This is a genomic window from Gilliamella sp. X-57 (assembly GCF_057063565.1).
This window is the reverse complement of the sequence record NZ_JBXSQI010000024.1, coordinates 23,518-46,543: the sequence shown is the minus strand read 5'-3', so window position 1 is coordinate 46,543 and position 23,026 is coordinate 23,518. Positions and strand designations below refer to the sequence as shown.

20 protein-coding genes and 3 pseudogenes are annotated in these 23,026 nt (G+C 35.2%); 14 read left to right on the top strand and 9 right to left on the bottom strand.

Going from position 1 to position 23,026, the window contains the following annotated elements:
* A pseudogene (locus ACYIAL_RS11005) lies at positions 1-262 on the bottom strand (IS3 family transposase); the annotation flags it as partial.
* 34 nt (positions 263-296) lie between these two features.
* A pseudogene (locus ACYIAL_RS11000) lies at positions 297-519 on the bottom strand (transposase); the annotation flags it as partial.
* Between the two features lie 251 nt (positions 520-770).
* On the opposite strand from ACYIAL_RS11000, the gene ACYIAL_RS10995 reads away from it, so the two are divergent.
* The 6 genes from ACYIAL_RS10995 (at position 771) to ACYIAL_RS10970 (ending at position 8,130) form a co-directional block, all read left to right on the top strand.
* Positions 771-1,745, top strand: coding sequence for a hypothetical protein (locus ACYIAL_RS10995; protein WP_483751699.1), 975 nt, complete (start codon positions 771-773; stop codon positions 1,743-1,745).
* 701 nt (positions 1,746-2,446) lie between these two features.
* A complete protein-coding gene (locus tag ACYIAL_RS10990; RefSeq protein WP_483751698.1) occupies positions 2,447-4,060 on the top strand; it encodes an ABC transporter substrate-binding protein in 1,614 nt (537 codons plus the stop codon).
* A gap of 136 nt (positions 4,061-4,196) precedes the next feature.
* Complete coding sequence (gene dppB, locus ACYIAL_RS10985; protein ID WP_483751697.1) at positions 4,197-5,213, top strand: dipeptide ABC transporter permease DppB; 1,017 nt, start codon at positions 4,197-4,199, stop codon at positions 5,211-5,213.
* A gap of 14 nt (positions 5,214-5,227) precedes the next feature.
* Positions 5,228-6,151: a dipeptide ABC transporter permease DppC gene (gene dppC / locus ACYIAL_RS10980; RefSeq protein WP_483751696.1), complete on the top strand. Its 924-nt coding sequence runs from the start codon at positions 5,228-5,230 to the stop codon at positions 6,149-6,151.
* 13 nt (positions 6,152-6,164) lie between these two features.
* Positions 6,165-7,142, top strand: a complete 978-nt coding sequence (dppD, locus tag ACYIAL_RS10975) for a dipeptide ABC transporter ATP-binding protein (protein ID WP_483748374.1) — start codon at positions 6,165-6,167, stop codon at positions 7,140-7,142.
* Positions 7,132-8,130 carry a peptide ABC transporter ATP-binding protein gene (locus ACYIAL_RS10970; RefSeq protein WP_483751695.1) on the top strand — a complete coding sequence of 333 codons (999 nt, stop codon included), beginning with the start codon at positions 7,132-7,134 and terminating at the stop codon, positions 8,128-8,130. The genes dppD and ACYIAL_RS10970 overlap by 11 nt, the downstream gene beginning before the upstream one ends.
* Positions 8,131-8,417: 287 nt before the next feature.
* On the opposite strand, the gene ACYIAL_RS10965 is transcribed toward ACYIAL_RS10970, so the two are convergent.
* Positions 8,418-9,815, bottom strand: coding sequence for an RtcB family protein (locus tag ACYIAL_RS10965; protein ID WP_483751694.1), 1,398 nt, complete (start codon positions 9,813-9,815; stop codon positions 8,418-8,420).
* A gap of 427 nt (positions 9,816-10,242) precedes the next feature.
* Here ACYIAL_RS10965 and ACYIAL_RS10960 point away from each other — a divergent pair, with 427 nt between their 5' ends.
* The gene (locus tag ACYIAL_RS10960) at positions 10,243-11,040 is read left to right on the top strand and encodes a DUF6882 domain-containing protein (protein WP_483751693.1); all 798 of its coding nucleotides are present in this window, start codon (positions 10,243-10,245) and stop codon (positions 11,038-11,040) included.
* 57 nt (positions 11,041-11,097) lie between these two features.
* Here the strand turns inward: ACYIAL_RS10960 and rtcR are convergent.
* A pseudogene (gene rtcR / locus ACYIAL_RS10955) lies at positions 11,098-12,714 on the bottom strand (RNA repair transcriptional activator RtcR).
* Between the two features lie 285 nt (positions 12,715-12,999).
* Between rtcR and ACYIAL_RS10950 the strand changes: the two are divergent.
* From ACYIAL_RS10950 to ACYIAL_RS10935, 4 genes are all read left to right on the top strand, one after another.
* Positions 13,000-14,220: an RtcB family protein gene (locus ACYIAL_RS10950; protein WP_174796456.1), complete on the top strand. Its 1,221-nt coding sequence runs from the start codon at positions 13,000-13,002 to the stop codon at positions 14,218-14,220.
* 158 nt (positions 14,221-14,378) lie between these two features.
* Complete coding sequence (locus ACYIAL_RS10945; protein ID WP_483751692.1) at positions 14,379-15,446, top strand: hypothetical protein; 1,068 nt, start codon at positions 14,379-14,381, stop codon at positions 15,444-15,446.
* Positions 15,430-15,987 carry a hypothetical protein gene (locus ACYIAL_RS10940; protein WP_483751691.1) on the top strand — a complete coding sequence of 186 codons (558 nt, stop codon included), beginning with the start codon at positions 15,430-15,432 and terminating at the stop codon, positions 15,985-15,987. The genes ACYIAL_RS10945 and ACYIAL_RS10940 overlap by 17 nt, the downstream gene beginning before the upstream one ends.
* A 45-nt stretch (positions 15,988-16,032) precedes the next feature.
* Positions 16,033-16,191 carry a hypothetical protein gene (locus ACYIAL_RS10935; protein WP_483751690.1) on the top strand — a complete coding sequence of 53 codons (159 nt, stop codon included), beginning with the start codon at positions 16,033-16,035 and terminating at the stop codon, positions 16,189-16,191.
* A gap of 139 nt (positions 16,192-16,330) precedes the next feature.
* Here the strand turns inward: ACYIAL_RS10935 and ACYIAL_RS10930 are convergent, their stop codons facing one another.
* The 5 genes from ACYIAL_RS10930 to ACYIAL_RS10910 form a co-directional block, all read right to left on the bottom strand.
* Entirely contained in the window at positions 16,331-18,112 is a 1,782-nt protein-coding gene (locus tag ACYIAL_RS10930; protein WP_483751689.1) for a DUF2326 domain-containing protein, read from the bottom strand.
* Complete coding sequence (locus tag ACYIAL_RS10925) at positions 18,099-18,347, bottom strand: ABC-three component system middle component 8 (RefSeq protein ID WP_065636373.1); 249 nt, start codon at positions 18,345-18,347, stop codon at positions 18,099-18,101. The genes ACYIAL_RS10930 and ACYIAL_RS10925 overlap by 14 nt, the downstream gene beginning before the upstream one ends.
* Positions 18,331-19,305, bottom strand: coding sequence for an ABC-three component system protein (locus ACYIAL_RS10920; RefSeq protein ID WP_483751688.1), 975 nt, complete (start codon positions 19,303-19,305; stop codon positions 18,331-18,333). The genes ACYIAL_RS10925 and ACYIAL_RS10920 overlap by 17 nt, the downstream gene beginning before the upstream one ends.
* A 110-nt stretch (positions 19,306-19,415) precedes the next feature.
* A complete protein-coding gene (locus ACYIAL_RS10915) occupies positions 19,416-19,715 on the bottom strand; it encodes a hypothetical protein (RefSeq protein WP_483751687.1) in 300 nt (99 codons plus the stop codon).
* Positions 19,716-19,824: 109 nt separating this feature from the next.
* Positions 19,825-20,130: a JAB domain-containing protein gene (locus tag ACYIAL_RS10910; RefSeq protein ID WP_483751686.1), complete on the bottom strand. Its 306-nt coding sequence runs from the start codon at positions 20,128-20,130 to the stop codon at positions 19,825-19,827.
* 153 nt (positions 20,131-20,283) lie between these two features.
* Here ACYIAL_RS10910 and ACYIAL_RS10905 point away from each other — a divergent pair, with 153 nt between their 5' ends.
* The 3 genes from ACYIAL_RS10905 to ACYIAL_RS10895 all read left to right on the top strand — a co-directional run bounded on the left by ACYIAL_RS10905 (position 20,284) and on the right by ACYIAL_RS10895 (position 23,021).
* Complete coding sequence (locus tag ACYIAL_RS10905; protein ID WP_483751685.1) at positions 20,284-21,027, top strand: transposase; 744 nt, start codon at positions 20,284-20,286, stop codon at positions 21,025-21,027.
* A gap of 162 nt (positions 21,028-21,189) precedes the next feature.
* A complete protein-coding gene (locus ACYIAL_RS10900; protein ID WP_483751684.1) occupies positions 21,190-21,945 on the top strand; it encodes a nucleotidyltransferase domain-containing protein in 756 nt (251 codons plus the stop codon).
* 14 nt (positions 21,946-21,959) lie between these two features.
* Complete coding sequence (locus tag ACYIAL_RS10895) at positions 21,960-23,021, top strand: nucleotidyltransferase domain-containing protein (RefSeq protein ID WP_483751683.1); 1,062 nt, start codon at positions 21,960-21,962, stop codon at positions 23,019-23,021.
* The last annotated feature ends 5 nt before the right edge of the window (positions 23,022-23,026 follow it).

Genomic DNA, 23,026 nt, shown 5'->3' with positions numbered 1-23,026 from the left:
CACAATACACCCGATACACCCGTTTATGATTCCATTTATAGCCGAGCTTTCTGATGCGATTAAAGCATTTAGGAAAGCCCCAGCGTAAATGCCGGTCTGTGATAGCATTCAACACCGAAACAATCACTGAATCATTCGGTAACTTAGGTTGATAATAGTAAGCACAACGGCTTAAGCCAACAATGGCACAACTCATAGCAATAGTAACAGAATGATTTTGTTGTAGTTGCTGTGCCCACGTTTTACGTGCCTTTGTGGGCACTAAAGCTTTTTTATAATTTCTTCCTGAAGCTGGGATTTTAAGCTCAGTTCGGCAAACATCTGCTTAAGCTTGCGGTTTTCGGCCTCCAGCTCCTTTAAGCGTTTGATATCCGAAGTTTCCATACCACCGTATTTTTCCCGCCATTTATAGAAAGTTGAATTACCCATGCCATATTTACGGCACAGTTCTTTAACGGGAATACCCGCTTCAGCTTCTTTTAAAATAGCGACGATTTGATGTTCAGTCATTTTTTTCATAATTAAATCCCCCTTTACTTTTATCATAGAGAATTTTCTACTTTTTTGCTGTACTATTTTAGGGGATAGTTACATAGATACTTATAACCATGATATAGCTTTTGAGCGTATTTTACTTGAAATCATGTTAGATAACCGCAAAAATATATTGAACTTTATCAACTTTTTGTACATGATTCAGCATTTAGAACTGCTTTTATAGAAACAGCAAAAAACAAATTATTTTTGAATAAAATAAAGGGGGATTGTGTATGGTGAAAAAAATATGGGCATATGCTAAAAACAAACAAAACTGTTTTATTCTGGATCAACAGCAACCTTCACGACTTAGAACATTTTATATTTGGGAGGTGTTAAAGATGAAACAAAACTCACCAGAAGAATATGAAAAGTTAACTTTTTATAGCACCCAGGCAAATGAACAATATCGCGCTAGAATGGCTCCAGTGAAAAATGGTTTTTTTAAATATATTGAGAACATGAAAGGAGGCAAGAATGGAGATGGAGACAATGAAACAATTTCCCATTCAATAGCTATATTGGTTTTATCTGAATTAAAAAAAATTAAATTTGTAATAGGTCAAAATAGTTTTCAGTTAAACTTTTCACAATTTCTGATAGAACCACGTTTACAATTTGAAAATGGTAAAGTTTATTATCCTGATCTGATTGGCTATTTTTCTTCGGAATGTGATTTAGCTGAAAAATGGAATGGTAAAGTTGCTATCGAAGTCGCAGTTAAACATAAATGTGAACCCCAAAAAATAAAAGATTTCAGGGAACACAACATTCCGATAATAGAAGTGAACATTTCAGAAAAAATAATTTTTTTAAAAGAATTAAGAAATCAAAATTATGATAGTGAGGATGTAGAAAAGTATTATAATTATTTAAAAGCAATATTTAGAAATCAAGTTTATGGTTGTATTCGTTCAGATCCTATCTCTGTTAATTATCATGATAAAAAGTTGATATTAAAACAATCAGAATTAAGTAATGCTTTAAGTAATATTACTAAATTGCAAAAATCGTATCTTATCGAAAAAGAACGTATACTTAATGAATATACATCTATAAAAAACAACTTAATTAACATAGAATTAAATAATAATCATTTGGTTGAATTGTTAAAAAAAAGCCATGAATTAAATAAAAATCTAAAAAATAAAATAGAAATAATTGAATCAATGAGCTTTTGGCAAAAATTGAAAAAACTATTTAATTAACAAGTACTCTTATCCTAGATCATTTCTATATGGATACAACCCCAGATACATTCTCCCCATCTGAAATCCTCAGAACCAATCACCAAATTCTAAGACCTGCTTCTAGCAGTTTTTTTATGCCTAAAGCCTTTTCAACCTTATTTTACTCCTCAACTGTGTTCAACTGAAATTAAGCTAAATCCAGTAATAAGTTAATTTTACATCATTAATTTAATGATTATTTTATTTACAATAATTATAATGCATTCTATAAAAATCAATTATTAAGTGACAAACTCTATAATAAATTTAGAACTATATAAATTGAGCAAAATTCGAAGAACATATTTATATGCTCTTTTTTAGTATTACCTTTAATATAAATTTGTGAATTAAAAATGGCACTATTTTTGCATGTTATATCTGTTACACAGTACTTAACTGCCGTTATGCTCGTGTTAGAAATTATTTTAATCAAAAATGGAATGTTATTGTAAATTGCTAGGCAATATCGTAATTTTAATTATGGTGCATTTTTGCACCATATTAGTGCGATAGATAGCGAAAATATGAATTTAAACAAAGTAAAAATTAATTGATGTAAAAATCAAAATTAGAGTGTTTTACTAAATCTGTATTTAAAAAATATTAGAAATACGAAGATTTTAACTTTGTATAAGTATTACAAAATAGGTTTACAGTTAAATAATTGGGGTGATTTTATGAGGAATCTAAGGAAATATAAACATAAATTTTTGTTAGGCGCAGGACTAATAACAATGCTTGCTAGTGCACAACTTCATGCTGCGGGGACGTTAGTCTATTGTGCAGAAGCTTCACCTGAAATATTTAATCCACAGTTAGCAACAAGTGGTATTTCAATGGATGCGAGTGCAGTTCCTGTTTTTAACCGTTTGGTGGAATTTAAATTAGGTACTACCGAAATCGAACCTGCTTTAGCGAAATCTTGGGATATCAGCCAAGATGGTTTGACTTATACTTTCCATTTACGCGATGATGTTAAATGGCATAGCAATAAAGAATTCAAACCAACCCGAAACTTAAATGCTGATGATGTTATTTTTACATTTATGCGACAGAAAGATAAAAATCATCCTTATCACAAAGTTTCTGGTGGACAATATGAATACTTTGGAAGCATGGGATTTACAGATTTAATCAAAGAAATTAAAAAGATTGATGACCATACTGTCGTATTTGAATTAAACCATCCAGAAGCGCCTTTCTTAGCCGATTTAGCAATGTCATTTGCTTCCATTTTATCAGCCGAATATGCCGATGCTATGCTTAAAAATGGCACACCCGAAAAAGTTGATTTAGTCCCCGTTGGTACTGGTCCGTTTACTTTTGTTCAATACCAAAAAGATTCAAGAATTCTTTATAAAGCAAATCTCGATTATTTTGGCCCTAAAGCCCAGCTTGATCGTTTAGTGTTTTCAATCACCCCAGATCCTGCAATTCGTTATGCCAAGTTACAAAAAGGAGAATGTCATGCGATGCCATATCCAAATATAGCAGATATTGAGCGAATGAAGTCAGACAATAATATTGTTGTTAAAGAAATGGCAGGGGTTAATATTGGTTATTTAGCCTACAATATGGATAAGCCACCACTTGATAACTTGCAAGTTCGTCAAGCATTAAATATGGCCGTGAACAAAGATGCGATTATAAAAGCTGTTTTTCAAGGTGCGGCAGAACCAGCTAAAAACTTTATTCCACCATCAATGTGGGGTTATAACGATGAAGTAAAAGATTATCCTTATGATCCAGAACAAGCAAAAGAGTTATTAAAATCAGCGGGATTAGAAAAAGGCTTTACTATCAATTTATGGGCAATGCCAGTACAACGCCCATATAACCCAAATGCACGCCGTATGGCTGAAATGATTCAAGCGGATTGGGCTAAAATTGGTGTAACAGCTAAAATTGTGAGTTATGAATGGGGAGAATATCTATCTCGTATTCGTGATGGTGAACATGATGCTGTATTAATGGGCTGGACTGGAGATAATGGCGATCCTGATAACTTTTATTCTGTTTTGATGAGTTGTGATGCGGTTAAAGCAGGTTCAAACTATTCACACTGGTGCTATAAACCATTTGATGATTTATTACAGCAAGCTCGTGTTGAGTCAAATCACGAAAAAAGAGTTGAGCTATATAAACAAGCACAAGTTGAGATGCGTGAGCAAGCACCTGCATTAATGATTGCACATTCAATGGTTTATATGCCATTACGTAAAGAGGTTAAAGGCTATATTATGGCTCCTTTAGCATTACATAATTTTAACCAAGTTACGCTTGAAAAATAGTATTCCTAACGATTAACCACCAATGTGTGGTTAATCACTACGTTGGGTTTTGCTAAATTTAGAGCTATAAATCTATTTTTTAATAACAATAAAAATTTTATCTATTTTATAAACGATAGTTTAAAAGAGCTACTACATGTTTCAATTTATTCTAAAGCGGTTAGGTGTACTTATTCCGACTTTTATCAGCATTACACTGCTGACTTTTATTTTCGTTCACCTCATTCCTGGTGATCCTATTACGGTGCTTGCAGGAGAGCGAGGTTTAACGCCAGAACGCCATGCTGAATTAATAACGCAATTTGGTTTAGACAAGCCTCTTTATGAGCAATATTTTCAATACATTATAGGTATGTTTCATGGCGATTTAGGCATCTCTTTTAAAAGCCAAATTCCAGTATGGGATGAATTTGTACCCCGATTTAAAGCAACTTTTGAGCTTGGATTTTGCGCGATGTTGTTTGCAGTTAGTTTTGGGATTCCAATTGGCGTGCTTGCAGCAGTAAAACGCGGTTCAATATTTGATCATACAGCAATAGGTTTGTCTTTAACGGGTTATTCCATGCCAATTTTTTGGTGGGGAATGATGCTCATTACGTTAGTTTCTGTGCATTTAAATTTAACTCCAGTATCAGGTCGTGTTAGCGATATGCTTTTCTTAGATGAAAGTAAACCTTTAACCGGATTTATGTTAGTTGATACTTTATTATGGGGTGAAAAAGAAGATTTTATCGATGCAGTTACTCACTTAATTTTACCTGCCATTGTATTAGGAACCATTCCATTAGCGGTCATAGTCCGCATGACCCGTTCTTCTATGTTAGAAGTATTAAGTGAAGATTATATTCGAACTGCACGAGCTAAAGGCGTTAGTCGAATGCGAATCATACTTATTCATGCATTACGCAATGCGATGATCCCAGTGATGACAGTCATCGGTTTACAAGTTGGTACAATGCTTGCTGGTGCAATATTGACCGAAACCGTCTTTTCATGGCCGGGAATTGGTCGTTGGTTAATTGAAGCGCTACAACGTCGAGATTATCCCGTAGTGCAAAGTGGCGTTTTAATTGTTGCGGTCATGATTATTTTGGTAAATTTATTAGTTGATATGTTATACAGCGTTATCAATCCGCGTATTAGACATAAATAAGAGTGTGTTTACAGATGAATAAACAGGTTATTACTGAATCGACCAATACGAGAGACACCAGTTTGGTTGAACCTAAACCATTAACACCTATGCGTGAGTTCTGGTTTTATTTTTCAAAAAATAAAGGTGCTGTCGTTGGATTAGTTTTTATTATTATTATTGTTTTACTCGCTATTTTTGCTAATTTTGTTGCACCACATTCTCCTTCTGAACAGTTTAGAGACGCCTTATTAGCGCCACCTGTTTGGATGAAAGATGGCAGTTGGCAATTTATTTTAGGCACAGATGATGTGGGGAGAGATATCTTATCGAGGCTCATTTATGGTGCGCGTTTATCTTTATTAGTTGGTTGCTTAGTCGTCATCATCTCATTGATTTTAGGGATTACAGTGGGATTGATTGCCGGTTATGTAGGCAGTTTTTTAGACAACATCATTATGCGTGCTGTCGATATCATGCTTGCTTTACCCAGTTTATTACTTGCACTTGTTTTAGTTGCGATATTTGGCCCATCGATTGTTAATGCCTCAATTGCATTAGCTTTTGTTGCGTTACCTCATTATATCCGTTTAACCCGCGGAGCAGCGCTTGCTGAAATTAATAAAGATTATGTGATTGCTTCCCGAGTTGCTGGGGCAGGTGCTTTACGGCAGATGTTCATAAATATTCTGCCAAACTGTTTAGCGCCATTAATTGTGCAAGCTTCATTAGGATTTTCAAATGCGATTTTAGACATGGCCGCATTAGGTTTTTTAGGTATGGGTGCACAGCCACCGACCCCTGAATGGGGAACAATGCTTGCTGACGTATTGCAATTTGCACAATCTGCATGGTGGGTAGTCACCTTTCCGGGCTTAGTAATTTTAATGACAGTGTTAGCTTTCAACTTAATGGGAGATGGTTTGCGAGACGCGCTTGATCCTAAATTGAAGCAGTAATGGAGATACAGTCATGGCACTATTAGAAGTAAAAGAATTATCTGTTCAATTTGGTGGATTTAAAGCGGTAGACCACATTAGTTATGACGTTGAACAAGGGCAAGTTGTTGGCATTGTGGGTGAATCAGGCTCAGGAAAGTCAGTGAGTTCACTCGCCATAATGGGGTTAATTGATTTTCCAGGTAAAGTCAATGCCAATGCATTACATTTTGATGGCAAAGACCTGCAACAGATCTCAACCAAAATGCGCCGTAAAATTGTGGGTGCAGATGTTGCAATGATCTTTCAAGATCCGATGACGAGCTTAAACCCATGTTTTACCATAGGTTACCAAATCATTGAAACCTTGAAAATTCACCAAGGTGGCAGTAAAAAAGCACTCAAAGCAAGAGCGATTGAATTGCTTAAATTAGTGGGTATTGCTGATGCAGAAAATCGATTAAATGTTTATCCGCATCAGTTATCTGGTGGCATGAGCCAACGCGTCATGATCGCAATAGCAATTGCATGTAACCCAAAGCTCTTAATTGCTGATGAACCAACAACCGCGCTTGATGTTACAATTCAAGGGCAAATTATCGAGTTATTGCTTGAGTTGCAACGCAAAAATAACATGGCATTAGTTCTTATTACGCATGACTTAGCGTTAGTTTCTGAGGCGGCACAAAAAATTATTGTGATGTATGCTGGACAAGTCGTTGAAATAGGTGATACTGAAATTATCTTTAAAAAACCATTACACCCTTACACACAAGCATTATTACGCTCGCTGCCTGAATTTACGCAAGACAAAGAGCGATTAGCATCATTAGCGGGTGTCGTTCCAGGAAAATATGATCGGCCAACGGGCTGTTTACTCAATCCGCGTTGTCCTTATGCTACTGAACGCTGTTATACTGAAGAACCTGCATTAATGAGTTATTCTGCAACTAGAAAAGTAAAATGCCATTATCCATTATCAAGCGAAGGGATACCACAATATGAACAATAATATGGAAAATAAAGAATTACTGCTTGATGCCCGAAACCTGACAAAATATTATCATGTCAAAACGGGGTTCTTTTCTGAAGCTAAACAAGTTAAAGCTGTTGACGGTGTATCTTTTACATTAGGTAAAGCCAAAACACTTGCGATTGTTGGTGAATCGGGTTGTGGTAAATCCTCATTAGCAAGATTATTGACCATGATCGAAAAACCCACATCAGGAGAACTCTATTTTAAAGATCAGAATCTGTTGGATGATGACCTGCAAGCTCAAAAATTGCGTCGCCAAAAGATCCAAATTGTTTTCCAAAATCCATACTCATCACTCAATCCACGCAAAAAAATCGGTTCCATATTAGAAGAACCGCTAATTATCAATACCGATTTAACAGCCAATGATCGTAAAGCAAAAGTGCTATCAATGATGAAAAAAGTTGGATTAAAAGAAGAGTTTTATAATCGTTATCCGCATATGTTTTCAGGAGGACAACGCCAACGCATTGCTATCGCAAGAGGTTTAATGCTTGATCCCGAAATAGTGGTTGCTGATGAACCCGTTTCAGCACTAGATGTTTCTGTGCGTGCACAAGTACTAAATTTGATGATGGATCTACAGCAAGATCTAGGTTTATCTTATGTTTTTATTTCTCATGACCTTTCTGTCGTTGAGCATATTGCTGATGACGTAATGGTGATGTATTTAGGGCGTTGCGTTGAACAAGGGCGGAAAGATGAAATCTATCGTAATCCTGAACATCCATACACTCAGGCGCTATTATCAGCAACACCAAGATTAAATCCAGATCTTAGACGGGATAGAATCAAATTAGAAGGGGAATTACCAAGCCCTCTTAATCCTCCTTTGGGTTGTGCTTTTAATGCCCGGTGCCGTTTAGCATTTCCACGTTGCACAATTGAACAACCGCAACTTATTAACTATAACGAACATAAAATTGCCTGTTTCTGTATAGAGGAAAAAAATCATAATGAATAATAAAGGTGACAGTTAATTCTGTCACTAAATTCTATAATAAACCTACTTATTGTATTTCTCTTGTTTACAATAGGAATTGTTGATTGTTATATGTGAATACTAAATCGGTTAAAAGGAAAAAATATTGTCTAAAACTCATTGGGTTAATAACGCTGAGATCTGGATGAGTAAAACAAACTCAATACCTAGTGATAATACAACATAAACAAAATACAATGCTAAAAATTTAGAATGGCAATTGATTATAAAAACAGCCCAAACGAACAAAGCTTGGGCTGTTTGCTTGATCACGCTTTAAACGTGATCCAAGGTTTAAGTTTTACCACTGATTGAATTAAATCAGCATTTTCTTGCGATTCGATTACAGGTGTGATCGGTTTATAAGCCGCAGGGGCTTCTTCACGTAGACGTTCTTCTTTTAAGGTGATACATTGCCATGGCAAATTAACCTTATCAGTCACCACTTTTTTGCTACGCATTGATTGCCGTCTTTCAGCTCTACCCGCACCATGCGAGCAAGACCATAACCAATCCGAATTCCCTTTACCAACCGCCACATAAGAGTAATCGCCCATCGAGCCGGGAATTAATACTATTTCCCCTTGATTAGCTGGCGTTGCCCCTTTGCGGTGAATATTCATGCCATGCTCAGGTAAAATAATATTATGCGAAATATCCACGATTAACTGACTATTATCGTGTTTAAAGATCGCCATGAATTCTTTACGTATCAATTCGGTGATAACAATTCGGTTGATCCAAGCATAACGTGCTGCAACGCCCATAGCTTGCAAGTAATTTTGAGCATTATCATCGGCCAAACCAAATAATCCTGATGTTGGATATTTTTCGTTTACTGGCCATAATTCTTTGGCTTTATCTTGCCAACGCTTGCCAATATAAAATCCCACATCACGTGAACCAGTATGAATCATTATCACAACAGCATCTTTCTTTAGCCCCATTTGATAAGCTAAATGTCGATCAAGGATCTCATCAACAATTTGTAACTCAACAAAATGGTTACCTGAACCAACGGTACCTAAGCTTGCTGGACGGATAATACTGCGTGACTCAAAAAAGGCCTCTGGCGCGTATTTGCTATCGGCGGTGATTAACGACTGCCCCGATATTTGGTTAATTTCGGCAAGTAATCGCTTAACATTAACCTCTTGCCACAAACCTTGTTGTGGTAGGGCAGCAATCCATTGCGCTATTCCTTGATCAAACAACGCTTGAAAAGATTGCGGCGTAACAGGAATATCTCGTTCATCTTGCAATAATACGCGTTTTAGTTGCGCGATAATTGCTGATTTTTGGTCATGCACTTGATCATAGCTTAAGCCAGTTGTCAAAAGGCGCATACCACAGTTAATATCAGTGCCAATAGCTGCTGGAATAATTAAATCTTCCGTTGTTGCCACAATACTGCCCACTGGCGCAATCGCACCTGGATGGAAATCGGGAGTAGCACGTGCAGCGCACACGTGTCCTAAGCTATTAGGTACTTTAACCGATGCAAAATCCAGTAACTGCTTGACAGCTTTTTCTTCTAAAGGTAAAGCCTGCGGTAATAAAACTTGAGCGGTCGTATTTTGTTGATTAAAAGTATAAACATCATTATAAAAATGACTTTCAATCCCTAGTCGGGATAAACGTTTTTGTAAACGGGTAAATGTAGACATCATTGCCACCTAGAAAACAATAAAAAACGGTCTCCTCTGTTGAGAAGATAATTACTGTTTTCCTGCAGCAGCACGATTCAGGAAAGCGGGCTTATTCTATACAAAGAATATTTGGATGTAAAGTATCAATATTATTCTTTGTGGTTTCAATTGAAGATTATATTTTCGCAAAGAAGCGGCAATCATGCAGGAATAGCTCAGGTGATAATTCACAATAATAAATCACGTATTTTTCAAGTGTATCTTTTGTAGATGATTGATGATATAAATCTAAGATCACCGCATTAGCTTTCTTGGTTGTTATAGTCATTGTGTTTTAAAAAAATTAATCATAAACTAGTTAAATTACATTAAATTATGTATTAATATCATCATATTGGTATTAAATGAAAATATAGAAATTAAAACTAAAAAATAAGGAGCTAATATGGGAATACAAAAAGTTATGGTAACTCCGTGCAAATCTGAAAAAGAATTGTTAGAACATTTTGGTTGTTATGGTTTCGAAAAACAGCTCAATTTTTATGAGATAATTGGTGATAGTGATTGGCAAATAGATATCGATCAGGGTGTTATACATTTTGGTAATGATATCACCTTTTCAATTCAATTATTAGGGAGCTTCTCTTTATCGTCTGAAACATGGCTTTGGTCTTGGAATAATGAAACATCACAGTTACCCATGCCTGTTATTGAACAAGCACTGAGTTTAAAACACTATGGTCAAGAAAATAGCATTGATTTATTCACTATTGGTCAATGTGTTGCTACGCAGGAAGATTTACATAAAATAGGTGTAATTACTGCAGGAATGTTTGACACAAATGGATATTATCTTGCTAATTTTGGTCAAGGAATAGCCTTGGTAACGGTTAAAAAAAGTCAGGTCGAGCAAAAAAATAATCATCAACATTCAACGTTCAATATTTTACCAAAATTTATGCAAAATTTATTCTCACGTTCTTCATCTGACAACAACCATGATATCAATCATATTGAGCAGAACGGAAGTAATCAAGCTCAAATTTTTGAAACGTTTTCCCAATTCATTTCAAACTTTGAGGTTAATCATTATCAAGCTCTTAAATATTACCTAATAGCTAAAGATTATCAAATTGAACCAGATAATTTAACAGATCATACCTCCCTTGTTGCTATAAAAGGGAAAGAGCAAATTATTGCTAAATTCGATCAACAAGATCGCTTAATTAGTCTAAATGGATAAACACAGTTATCAGTAAGAATCTTTTCATTCATGAAATAGATTTTACTGATACATTTATTAAGATTGATGAATCACCTCCCAACTCAAACCAAATTTAGCTAAATATTTCTTTAGCCGATTAGCATCATTACTGCGTTGTTTTTTGGTGCGAGAAACGGCAAATAAATGCCTGCCTGCGGCAGATAATGTTTCACTTTTTTGGCATATTTCGATCACTTTTTCTAGTTGGTAGCGATCAAATTCATCAATATCCGTTGGGATTAAAGAATGATCATTTCTGCTTTGTCCCCAGTTTTGTTTTAAGCGCGCAATCTCTTTTTCAACTTGTTCAAGCGTAATATTAGCTTGTGGTGCTAACGTCGCCATTCGAATAATCGAACTATTTAGTTCACGAAAGTTACCCAATCATAAAGCATCGGGGCTGGTGGCAAAGGCCAAATAGGCGCGTCGTGATTGTTGATTAAAGCGTGGCATGATGCCATATTCTTTGGCATAACGTGCCAACTCATAATCAATGTTCGGTTCAATGTCTTCTTTACGTTGAGCTAAACTTGGCAGTTGATAACTCCATAAGTTAATTCTGGCGAACAGATCTTCTCGAAACTCGCCTTGTTTTATTGCCTGTTTCAGATCTTTATTCGTGCCAGCAATTAGCTGAAAATCACTCTGTATCGGTTTATCACTACCAAATGGATAAAATTGCTTTTCTTCAATCGCTTTTAATAACATGGCTTGCTCATCAAGCCCAAGTTCACCAATTTCATCTAAAAACAATAAACCGCCATCGGCATTTTTAAGTAATCCAGTGCGGGCAAGATTAGCACCAGTAAAGGCGCCTTTAACATGACCGAACAAGGTTGACATTGCACTATCTCCACGCAAAGTGGCGCAATTGATTTCAACAAACTGACCGCTAATTTGATGATTACTGTGTTTAAGCAAATAAATCTGTTTAGCCAAAAATGATTTACCTGCACCTGTAGGTCCACACAATAAAATAGGTGCATGCGATCGACTAGCGACTTGTTCTATTTCAGCAATTAACTGATTGAATTGTTGATTACGCGTTGCGATACCTGACTTTAATAAATCGGTTGCTTGATGGGCATATTGTTGAAAACGAGTTAAGATTTTATCATAACGATGCAAATTTAAATCGATGATATTCATTTTACCGCAAGGCACTTGCCTAATCAGTTCATTTTCGGTTAACTCCATATCAGATTGCGAGGCAGACTGATGTTTCTCTGGCGGTGACATTTGTAATAATTTAGCGGGATAATAGCGTGACTCAGCCAGTAAAAACCAACAAATCTGAGCAACATGCGTGCCTGTTGTAATATGAACATAATAGTTTTCTTGTTCTGGATTAAATGCGTAATTCTTGGAAATATCAAAAAGGCAGGTATAAACTTGCTCAAAATCCCATGGATCGTCTATGTTTATTGCAATTGGTGTTACTTCGATTTGCGGTGATAAAGTTTTAATATCTTTAATCACTTCACAAAGCAGATGATAATCATTTTGATAATAAAGTAGTTCTAACCGATTAAAGCCTATCTCTGACTGATAACATAAATCAATAGTCGGTCGCCAATGCCGCCAGCGTCGTTTACCTTTACCACGTTGATCCAGTACATTTCCTAAAAAACCAAATACTACATTCTTTTTCATTTTTATAAATATTTATAAATTAGCAGAATAAATTATAAAAAATAAACCTATAAAAATCTATCTAATTTCTTTCTTGATCTATTTAAAATTTATTTTTCTTTTTAAATCAAATTGATATTAATTATTTTTGTCTTTTTAAATTTTTGGCACGATTTTAGCAATATTTATAATACTGAGTCACAAAAAAGACTTTATCGCCCCAAGGGGAAAATAAAATCTAAAAATAAAACCAAGCTTGTCAACTTAGCAACTCAGCGTTGCATAAAATTTAAATGGGATGAAAAAATGAATCAATATGAAGTATTAAAAACCGAAAATGCTAAGCCAATAAAAATGTGGACAAAAGGTGTACCTGTTGAAGATGAAGCTAAATCACAATTAACCAAAACCGCACAATTACCATTTATTTTTAAACATATTGCTGTAATGCCTGATGTGCATGTAGGTAAAGGATCGACTATTGGTAGTGTGATCCCAACCATGGGCGCAATTATTCCAGCGGCAGTGGGTGTTGATATTGGTTGTGGAATGATTGCGGTGCAAACTTCCTTAATGGCGAGTGATTTGCCCGATAATTTATCACCGTTACGGCATGAAATTGAAAAAGCGGTACCGCATGGCATAACACCAAAACATAAAGGGCGAGATAGCGGTAGCTGGCAAAATCCACCATCACTAATCGATGGCTATTGGCAACAGCTATTACCGGGTTTTGAAAAATTAACCGAAAAATACCCACGTTTTTTAAATACCAATAACTACCGACATTTAGGCACACTCGGTACCGGCAACCATTTTATCGAAATCTGTTTAGACGAAGCCGATCGAGTTTGGATTATGTTGCATAGTGGATCACGTGGTGTAGGTAATGCCATTGGCAGCTTTTTTATAGAAATGGCTAAAAAAGATATGGAAGCCCATATTAAAAATCTACCCGATAAAGATTTGGCTTATTTACAAGAAGGCACTGAACATTTTCAAGATTATGTTGATGCCGTACATTGGGCACAAGAATTTGCAAGGCTCAACCGTGAAGCCATGATGAATAATGTCATCTTAGCGATGCGTAAAGTCATTACTAAACCGTTTACTACACATATGTCGGCGGTTAATTGTCACCATAACTATGTGCAAAAAGAACAGCATTTTGGTGAAGACATTTTTATTACTCGTAAAGGCGCGGTATCAGCTCGTAAAGGTGAGCTAGGGATTATTCCGGGCTCAATGGGCGCTAAAAGCTATATTGTCCGTGGACTTGGTAATGAAGAAAGTTTCTGTTCATGCTCACATGGTGCAGGGCGAGTTATGAGCCGAACAGCGGCAAAAAAACAATTTACCATTGAAGACCAAATTAAAGCTACCGCACATGTTGAATGCCGTAAAGATGCTGATGTGATTGATGAAATACCAATGGCATATAAAGATATTGATGCGGTAATGACAGCCCAAAATGAACTGGTCGAAATTGTCCATCAATTACGGCAAGTCGTGTGTGTGAAAGGGTAAAAAATATCGAGGAGCAATCCTCGGTATTGGTGGAAATAAAAATATAAACAACTTCAATTATATCAATTACAATCTAAAAATAATGCATGACTATCGCGATTATTTAATTTAAATAACTGATTAATCATTCTAACAATAAAATATTTAAAGGATTAACAATGAAAGAAAATACTCAAAGTTCAACCACAGAACCCTCAAATAGGGCGACGACTCAACCATTTCCAATGGTATGGGATAACAATAAAATCAGTATTTATCAATTTTTACTGCCTTATCAACGTGCTGAAAAACTGCCTGAAATAGCCCAAACACTTCCTGATGAATCATCTGATGATACAAAATTAAAATGGGCAGCCGGGGCGATGGATGGAGTTAGCAATCATCATGGCGCATCATCTGAACAAACATGTGTTGAAGAAATTTTAACGTTACTAATCACAATATCAACACAACCCAATAAACACTATATCGAAAAACTTTACACCTTAATAAATACAGAAGGTACTTTAAGTTTTATTGATGATTTAAGTGATGCAATACCAAAAATTGACCTTGATTTTGATAAGTTATATGAATTTACCTATTGGTTAGCAACAAATAGCCCTGATCGTGAAATCATTAAGTTTAGTATTGCTGTATTAGGATGTTTTACTACCGAACAAACAGACTTATTTTTATTATTAGGCATGCATGAAGAGTTTACCTTATATTCAGCAGTTGCATTACAAAATACCTTATCATCACCCGAACAAGTCGAAAATGCCTTAGTTACTTTAGCTAAAAAAGTGGATGGTTGGGGTAGGATCCATATCGTTGAACGATTAGCCGAATATCAATTATCATCAACAACTAAAGATTGGTTATTAAGAGCGGGTTATCAAAATAGCGTTATGAACGAATATCTTGCTTATACTTGCGCAACCAAAGGTGAATTAAATCAGGTTTTAGAACAAGATAGTGTTAATTTACCTTTATTAGAATCTGCGGGTGAAATTTTAGAGGCACTCATCATGGGCGGACCAGCCGAAGATATGCATTGTTATGAGGAAGGTGCTACTGTTTGTTTAAATTATTTAAAACATTTACTAAAACTACCCTCATTAGCTGAACTCCCCCCTTTACGGACAGTACTGACTATACGTGATTTTGTTAGCAACCAGCTTAATGAAAGCTATCCTAATTGGAATGAAAAAATAAAAAACGCAATTATTGAAAAAGCGAAATGAGTTTATCCATCAAGATAAATGGTTAGCATTAATTGAGCATGATTTAATGACTGATGATAGCAGTAAATTTTGCCTAGCTGCTGATCTTTACACGCAATTTGGATTTGATGCATGGGATGCGCGTTTTGCATATCAAAAAAATTATCAGGGTGAACAGTGGTATTATTTAATGCAAACCGATGATATACAAAGAGTACAACAAGTTATACAGTTAGCTGGGCAACAATATGACTTTACAAAAATCGCAACTGGGCCAGCGCTAGAATCTGCATTTGGCATCAAATATAAAGCACACCGTGCATTGGATGCTATTTTACAAGAGCTCAATCGATTTCCGGGTATGGGTGAAGATCTTATATTAATAGGTCTAAACAGCCCTGTAATACGCAACCGAAACATGGCATTAAATGCCATTGAAGCTTGGGATCGGCAATGTTGGACAGATAAACTAACGCTTGCCCTGCAAGAACTTATTGCAAACGAACCTAATGATGAAATAAAAAAAAGGTTGGCAACGCTACTTGCTTCGCACAATAGTTAAATATTCTATTTACGTGCTAACAAACTTAAAAAGATCGACGCAGTTATGGCCGCCCCAAATGGGGGGGCGGAATTGTATATTAATGACGGTTGGTGGTGTGGGTTATGGGGTAATACCCCCTTTTATTTTTTGCGAAATGCTCACGATATCACTACATCGATATCAAACTCACCGATAACTTATCCAACCGATAATGTGGCATAAATCAAAACATTCTGAACAGTTTTTTACTATCCTTTTAAAATTCAAATTTCTTCTTCAATGAGAGAATTCATTTAATGTATTCAGACTTAATCAATAATAAGACTTTCATTTACTCAACTTTGTTTTTCGATTAATTTAATTACCAAGATGGTAATTTAAATAATCTTCCTTGTATTCCTTCATCATGTAATACCAATGCAATTTCATTTTTATTAAAGAAAATATTATTATCAAGTGGAATATCTGAATCAATTACAGTAATAATTTGTTGAATACCTAAAATAGAATATTGCCTTATCACATTCAGAAGATTGATCTTTGTTCTGTCATCTAAAGATTCAAATATCCCATCATGATAAACAAAACGAGGAAAATTATCTTTAAGATGAGCGCGTAATATAGCTAAATCAAAAGCCACACATAATAATTTTTTATAAGTATGTCCATCATCAGCACTTGTTGAACAACCAGCTTCATCTAAAATATCAGCACTAAAGTCAAGATGACCTTCTCGATTAATTTTGACATTAAGTAATGCTTTTCGAGAAATAACATCTTCAATAATGCGACTGAAATACAACCTAATTTCTGAAAATAAACTTGTTTCCTGTTTATTTTGCATCTCTAAATCTTTTTCCATATCAATTTGAATTTTTTGATATTTTTTATTTAACTGCCTAATTTCAGTCCTAAGCTCTTGCAATTTGTGAATAAACTCTTTTTGCCTTTCTAAAAAAGCAATATCAGCTTTTAAGGTAATTAAATCATTAGATATTTGTTTATATTTATCAAAAATATCTGTTTCACCTAAAAATGATAAAGTTTGTGTTCTTTCTTCACCTAATTGCAATAAGGTTTGATTAATATCTATTAACTCTTTTTTTATTGATGATAGTTCTTCTTTTAAATATTTATGTCGTTCTTCCGTAATCGCGCGGTTAAACTTAATAAGTTGATTAAAATCTTTTTTTAATTGCTTAGGGAAAAGAATCCCGACTTCTTTGTATAAGCTTTCGGCCTTATCAGGATCAAATAATATTTGTTGTTTTTGTAAAGATAATTCTATCTTTTTTCGATTAAACTCTAATGAATAACGTCTTTTATTTAATGTGGCTATTTTCAAATCTAATTCATCAATGAGTTTTTTTGTTTTTACTTGATCTACTGAATGAAAATCAAACTGATCCAATAGCCGTTGTCGCTCATTAACATCTTGTTGTTTTAATAATAAGAGCCCATCAATCCGACTAATATCTTCAATTGAACCGCCCAACTCTTTTTGTACTATATCTTCTCTATTTCTCGCATCCTTAAGTTGAGATTCAAGTTCATAGTGTTTTGTAATTAAATCAGAATTAAAACCAAGAATATGAGCAAGAAAGGGTTTCCAGTCTTTATGTTTAGATGCAAATTTTCTTAATTGAAAAACATTACGATAATCATCTTGAGAACGTAATAAATAACCTAACATTTTGCGATAAGGCCATGGTTTGAGACAGTAAAAATTCAATATACTGTCTAAAATTTCTTTCGCTTTATCAAATGGCACATTTTCATGATCCCAATTCGTTAATTGAGTAAAATCTTGGTGTGAATCGTTATGTTTCTTTATACTGATGCGAGCTGCATTAGTGACACCTCGACGAATAGTGAGGTAAGAACCATCTTCTAATTCTAACTCTAAAAAAAATACAAATTGGTTAAACAACTGTTCATGCTTAAATAAAAAGAATTCTGATTTTTTTTGAGATAAAAAACAAAAATCAAGTAATTTGCCTAACGTCGATTTACCTAAATTATGGGTATCTTTTTCCTTATTTTCAGGCAAACGGATTTCAGCTTGAATTACGTTCAAACCTGATGAAAAAATAATTGTTTCAAATAAATCTGGTTTATTTGAATATAATTTAGATAGTTTCATTTATCCCCACATATTCGATTGAATCAGTTTTTGCATGATACTCAACTAACCCTAATAAAAAAAGAAGATTAAGCGCAGGTAGAAATAAAAAATGTCCACCTTCAACGGATTTTTTAGCATATTCTAATAAACTATCATACTTTTTTAGTCTCTTTTTCTTAATATAAGTAAGCAATAAAAAAGACATGTTAATAATAGTTTTATCCGGGTGAGTATGTTTATTGGGTCTTAGCATCTTCATTCTTACCTATATCACAACTCCAATACATAAAAAACAACATGACATTCACTAATCGTTTATGTTTAACTTGTCTCAAAATTGGGTCTCTATCAACTAATAGCTTTGATAAGTAGTTCATTACCTCATCGAAGGTCTGATAACGCTTTCTTTTTGCAATAATATTTAAACAAAACTCATTTGCAGCAAGATCATAACGCTCACGTAATTCACTATTTTCAGCTAAAGATAGAAAAGATTCAATTTCATTAACATCTTTGAGGTAACGCCGCTTAAGCTCATTAGCATAAGCCTCAGTCATATTATTTAGCTGATTTTTTCTAGCATAAGTGGTTCGCTCAATATTGATATCGGCTAAACTACTTTCTATTTTTCGCGCTTGATTTGCAAATGCCTGGATAACTTCTGCTAAATCGTCAGGACTAACAATTAACGGACTATCGATAGGATCTAGATCAGCGATTCTCATTATTTCAGGATATCGTTTAAGATAAAGTTCTATCTGATTAATATCCATGATCTTTACTGATACTATATCGACTTCAATATAGTCTGAAATCGTTTTACATATTTCACTCTCTGCATTACCAGTTAAACGACGATTAGTAAACAAGACATAATTATCCAGCTCGCCTTGATCTTTTAACTTTTTGATACGAATCAGTTCCCCACCAATCACGGTATTTGGGTTAGTTTTCTTTTCTTTATTATAAAAATCAGATTCAGAGCAATTACGATTATAGCCATTAGTATGTTTGGCTTGAATAATTGTTGTTCCAATCCAAGGTGAACTTCTACTGGGAAATAATTCGGCAGTACCAATAAATTTAGCGTCTCGCCCACCATCAGGCCCCTTAGCAAATCCTTGTGTAGAAATACCCATTATATGCTGGCAAATAACAACAACTAATCTTTCAAATTGCTCATCACTCATATCTTCATAAGCATATTTCATAAAATGTGTATTCCTTGCTACTAAAAATTCCAAATATTATAACTGTATTTATATACATAACAATAATAAGCTTATTATTTTACGAGACAGTTCACATTTTTTGAAACTCATTACTCTTTCATCGTTTTCTTTTTCAGAATTTTTTGTACTTCTTTAGCATCAATTTCCATAATTGTGGCTATTTGTTCAATGGAACTATCTTTTTGAGATAGTGCATGTACTAACCTTTCTTTTTGCTCTCGTTCTTGCTTTGCGACCAGTTTTGCAGTTCTAGCTTTTTCCTCAGCAGTTTTTACTTTATCATTTGCAACCGCCAACTTTTCTTTCGCAATTTGCTTTTCTTGTTTACGAATGCGTTCAACCACTTGGTAAGTCGGAACATATTTCAGGCTTTGTTCGAGTTCTGCCATTAGTTTGATGCTGCGAAAGCTGATATAGGTTTTTGGGGTGATAATTAAGTGGTCGGTAAGCTCGATATTTAAAATATGGGCAACTTGAATTAAGCGGTCGGTGATGTCTTTATCCGCCTCTGAGGGGGATCAGCGATCCTGACGGGTGGTTATGCACCAAAATCACGCGTGAGGCATTTTTCATCACCGCAACGCGAAACACGTTCATTGGCTCAATATTGACCGATTTATACGATCCAAGCGCAATTAGTTCAATATACAGGATATAACCCGCTTGATTCATACCAATAATCCAAAGATGTTCCTTTTCTTGGTCGATCTTGTTTTCACGCAATAACACACGCTGCATAATACTGTACACGTCGTCCGTGCTTTCAATATAGCGTTTGTCATGTTTGGTTAGTTTAATATCCATCTTATCGCCTTGTAAAATCATACAAAAAATAATATAGCATATTCTGTTTATGCTGGGCAGTCGTTAACCAAATAATTCCACCTGTTCAGTTTTTAGGTTATATTATTTGTAAAAAATATTCAGGAGTCTATACCGTTTCAAAGGGGATCAACAATGTATCACTCTATTTTACCCGACGAGCAGCATTCTGCTGCTGAGCGATTTTTGCAACGAGTGCCAGCGTTAATCGCAACAAGTTCATTATGTCGACGCCTTAAACCTGTCGCATTGCTGATTGATATTGCGCCCATGACGTTAATTGCCCTGCCACATAGCTTGATTGCCAATAAATTTCACCTGTCACCGCGAGCTGCTCAAAGGCGAGATAACGTTATTCGTCAGTGGCTAGCGCAGTATGAGCCTGATCTTTATCAAGCGGTACTTAACCTTACACAATCGATGCCGGCAGAAGTATCTCGACAAGCTCAGGCATTTAAGTTATGGCTGACCAAGCTACTTGGTACGTCAGTTATGCCTTGCGATTATTGTGGATCGCTCAGTACAGTTCGCATTGGACACCGTCTTAATTTTCGTTGCCGAACCTGTCACCGAACGTTTAATCCACTCAAAAAGTATTATCTTGATAAGTTATCTTATTGTGAACTGTGGTTGCCTTTTGTTGATTTATTGCTACAAGGTGAAACATTGAAAACCATTAACCAACAATTGAGAATTAATACCGATACCGCCGCTAAGTGGCAACGTTATTTTTTTGGGGTAATGGAACTACAAGGATTTTTGGCATTGGCTAACTATTGCCAAGTAAAGCGACGTCAACGTTGCCGTCAAATATGGTTAGACGTTCAAGCAGGTACCACATTTTTACCGACTGGTAAGTCGCATTTTAGATCTAAGTGATAGTAATAATTAATGCGGTTGTAAAAAATATTCAGGAGTCTATACCGTTTCAATCATAACTCATTATGTTCAATGATTTTTTAATGATAATAGGCAAAAGGCTTTAAAAGCGTTAAAAATTCAGATATAAAGTAAAATAAATAACCTAAAGGAATAGTTGCAATGCAAAACCGCATAAAACAAAAGTTAGCAGAATTAGCGCAACAACATAATATCCATATACTTTATGCCTGTGAATCAGGCAGTCGGGCGTGGGGTTTTCCATCGCCGAATAGTGATTATGATGTGCGTTTTATTTATGTGCATCGGTTTGAGAAATACTTAGCCATTGATAATCCTGCTTCACATTTAACTTTTCCTATTGATGATGAGCTGGATTTGCATGGTTGGGATTTAAAAAAGACTTTACAATTGATCCGTAAATCGAATACTACCCCGTTTGAATGGTTGCAATCACCCATTATTTATCAACAAAATGCACCAATTGCTAACCAATTATGGCAACTTTGTGCTGATTTTTTTAATGCTCGTGGCAATATTCATCACTATTTAGGGATTGCTAAAAGCGCCTTACAAAGCAGTGAAGGGCAGCAGATCGGTGTCAAAAAACTGTTTTATGTATTAAGACCATTATTATGTGCCAAATGGTGTTTAGAAAAACAGCAAATCGTCCCCATGGCCATTACGCCATTATTGACACTATTACCTAATGAGTTAAGCCAGCAAATCAATGATATTATTGCCTTAAAAGCAACCATGACTGAATCAACGCCTATCACTATCGATCCAAAAATATTATTGTTTATTGAACAATCCATGAGTGAGATTAGCGAAAGCGTACAAGCTATTGCTGAACAACATTTTAAATCTGATAAGTTAGATCACTTTTTTATACAAACATTGATGAGCTTAAAATAAGACAGGAATACAAGATGACAATCGACGATTTAAAAGCACAAAACTTAATCTTATTTGAAGTCATCAGCGGTAGCCGTGCATTTGGTTTAGCCACTGAAACATCAGATACCGATATCAAAGGTGTTTTTTATCTACCTAAAGATAAATTCTATGGAATTGATTATATTCCACAAATTAGTAATGAAACCAATGATATTGTTTATTATGAATTAGGGCGGTTTGTGGAACTGTTACTGAAAAACAACCCGAATATTTTAGAAGTGTTAGCCTCGGATCCAAGCTGTATTGTTTATCAGCATCCAATAATGCAGCATTTAACACTCGATCTGTTTTTATCTAAACAGACCAAGCAGACCTTTGCCCACTATGCCATGTCGCAAATAAAAAAAGCCAAAGGATTAAATAAAAAGATTAATAACCCCGTTGCCGTAACACGTAAAACCGTGCTGGATTTTTGCTATATTATTGAAGATCAGCGGGCTTATCCATTAAATGATTGGCTAGCTGAGCATGGTTTTAAACAACATTTATGTGGATTGGTGAATGTGCGGCATGGGCGGGATTTATATGCCCTGTTTTACGATCCATTGGGCAGTTGTGGTTATCATGGCATAGTACAGCAGCAAGATTCAACCGAGCTTTGTTTATCTTCCGTAAAAATAGATACCCCAGTGACAGCTTATTTAAGTTTTAATCGTGATGGTTTTTCATCGCATTGCCGTGACTATAAAGCCTATTGGCAATGGGTCGAAAAGCGTAATGAACAGCGTTATCAAAGTAATATTAAAAGTGGCAATGATTTTGATGCAAAAAATATGATGCATACTATTCGCTTATTGCAAGTGGCGCATGAAATTATGACACAAGGCACACTAACCAATAAACGAGCTAATCGCAATGAGCTGCTTGCAATTAAAAATGGTCAATTAAGTTATGATGAGATTATGCATATCGCAGAAACATTGTTAAGCAAAATTGAAACCGCATCAATCACTTCCCTATTGCCAGAAGTGCCTAATTTTACTAAAGCGATTGCGCAGTTGGTAAAAATGCGTGAATGTTTATATAACCATTAATGATA

Bases quoted from the DNA above. Each gene is read 5' to 3' on its own strand.
- dppD (WP_483748374.1), top strand. From the start codon at position 6,165: ATGGCACTATTAGAAGTAAAAGAATTATCTGTTCAATTTGGTGGATTT.
- ACYIAL_RS10895 (WP_483751683.1), top strand. From the start codon at position 21,960: ATGACAATCGACGATTTAAAAGCACAAAACTTAATCTTATTTGAAGTC.
- ACYIAL_RS10965 (WP_483751694.1), bottom strand. From the start codon at position 9,815: ATGTCTACATTTACCCGTTTACAAAAACGTTTATCCCGACTAGGGATT.
- dppC (WP_483751696.1), top strand. From the start codon at position 5,228: ATGAATAAACAGGTTATTACTGAATCGACCAATACGAGAGACACCAGT.
- ACYIAL_RS10920 (WP_483751688.1), bottom strand. From the start codon at position 19,305: ATGAAATATGCTTATGAAGATATGAGTGATGAGCAATTTGAAAGATTA.
- ACYIAL_RS10935 (WP_483751690.1), top strand. From the start codon at position 16,033: ATGGCCGCCCCAAATGGGGGGGCGGAATTGTATATTAATGACGGTTGG.
- ACYIAL_RS10910 (WP_483751686.1), bottom strand. From the start codon at position 20,130: ATGGATATTAAACTAACCAAACATGACAAACGCTATATTGAAAGCACG.
- ACYIAL_RS10900 (WP_483751684.1), top strand. From the start codon at position 21,190: ATGCAAAACCGCATAAAACAAAAGTTAGCAGAATTAGCGCAACAACAT.
- ACYIAL_RS10970 (WP_483751695.1), top strand. From the start codon at position 7,132: ATGAACAATAATATGGAAAATAAAGAATTACTGCTTGATGCCCGAAAC.
- ACYIAL_RS10945 (WP_483751692.1), top strand. From the start codon at position 14,379: ATGAAAGAAAATACTCAAAGTTCAACCACAGAACCCTCAAATAGGGCG.
- ACYIAL_RS10995 (WP_483751699.1), top strand. From the start codon at position 771: ATGGTGAAAAAAATATGGGCATATGCTAAAAACAAACAAAACTGTTTT.
- ACYIAL_RS10930 (WP_483751689.1), bottom strand. From the start codon at position 18,112: ATGAAACTATCTAAATTATATTCAAATAAACCAGATTTATTTGAAACA.
- ACYIAL_RS10905 (WP_483751685.1), top strand. From the start codon at position 20,284: ATGTATCACTCTATTTTACCCGACGAGCAGCATTCTGCTGCTGAGCGA.
- ACYIAL_RS10990 (WP_483751698.1), top strand. From the start codon at position 2,447: ATGAGGAATCTAAGGAAATATAAACATAAATTTTTGTTAGGCGCAGGA.
- ACYIAL_RS10915 (WP_483751687.1), bottom strand. From the start codon at position 19,715: ATGGCAGAACTCGAACAAAGCCTGAAATATGTTCCGACTTACCAAGTG.
- ACYIAL_RS10925 (WP_065636373.1), bottom strand. From the start codon at position 18,347: ATGCTAAGACCCAATAAACATACTCACCCGGATAAAACTATTATTAAC.
- dppB (WP_483751697.1), top strand. From the start codon at position 4,197: ATGTTTCAATTTATTCTAAAGCGGTTAGGTGTACTTATTCCGACTTTT.
- ACYIAL_RS10960 (WP_483751693.1), top strand. From the start codon at position 10,243: ATGGGAATACAAAAAGTTATGGTAACTCCGTGCAAATCTGAAAAAGAA.
- ACYIAL_RS10950 (WP_174796456.1), top strand. From the start codon at position 13,000: ATGAATCAATATGAAGTATTAAAAACCGAAAATGCTAAGCCAATAAAA.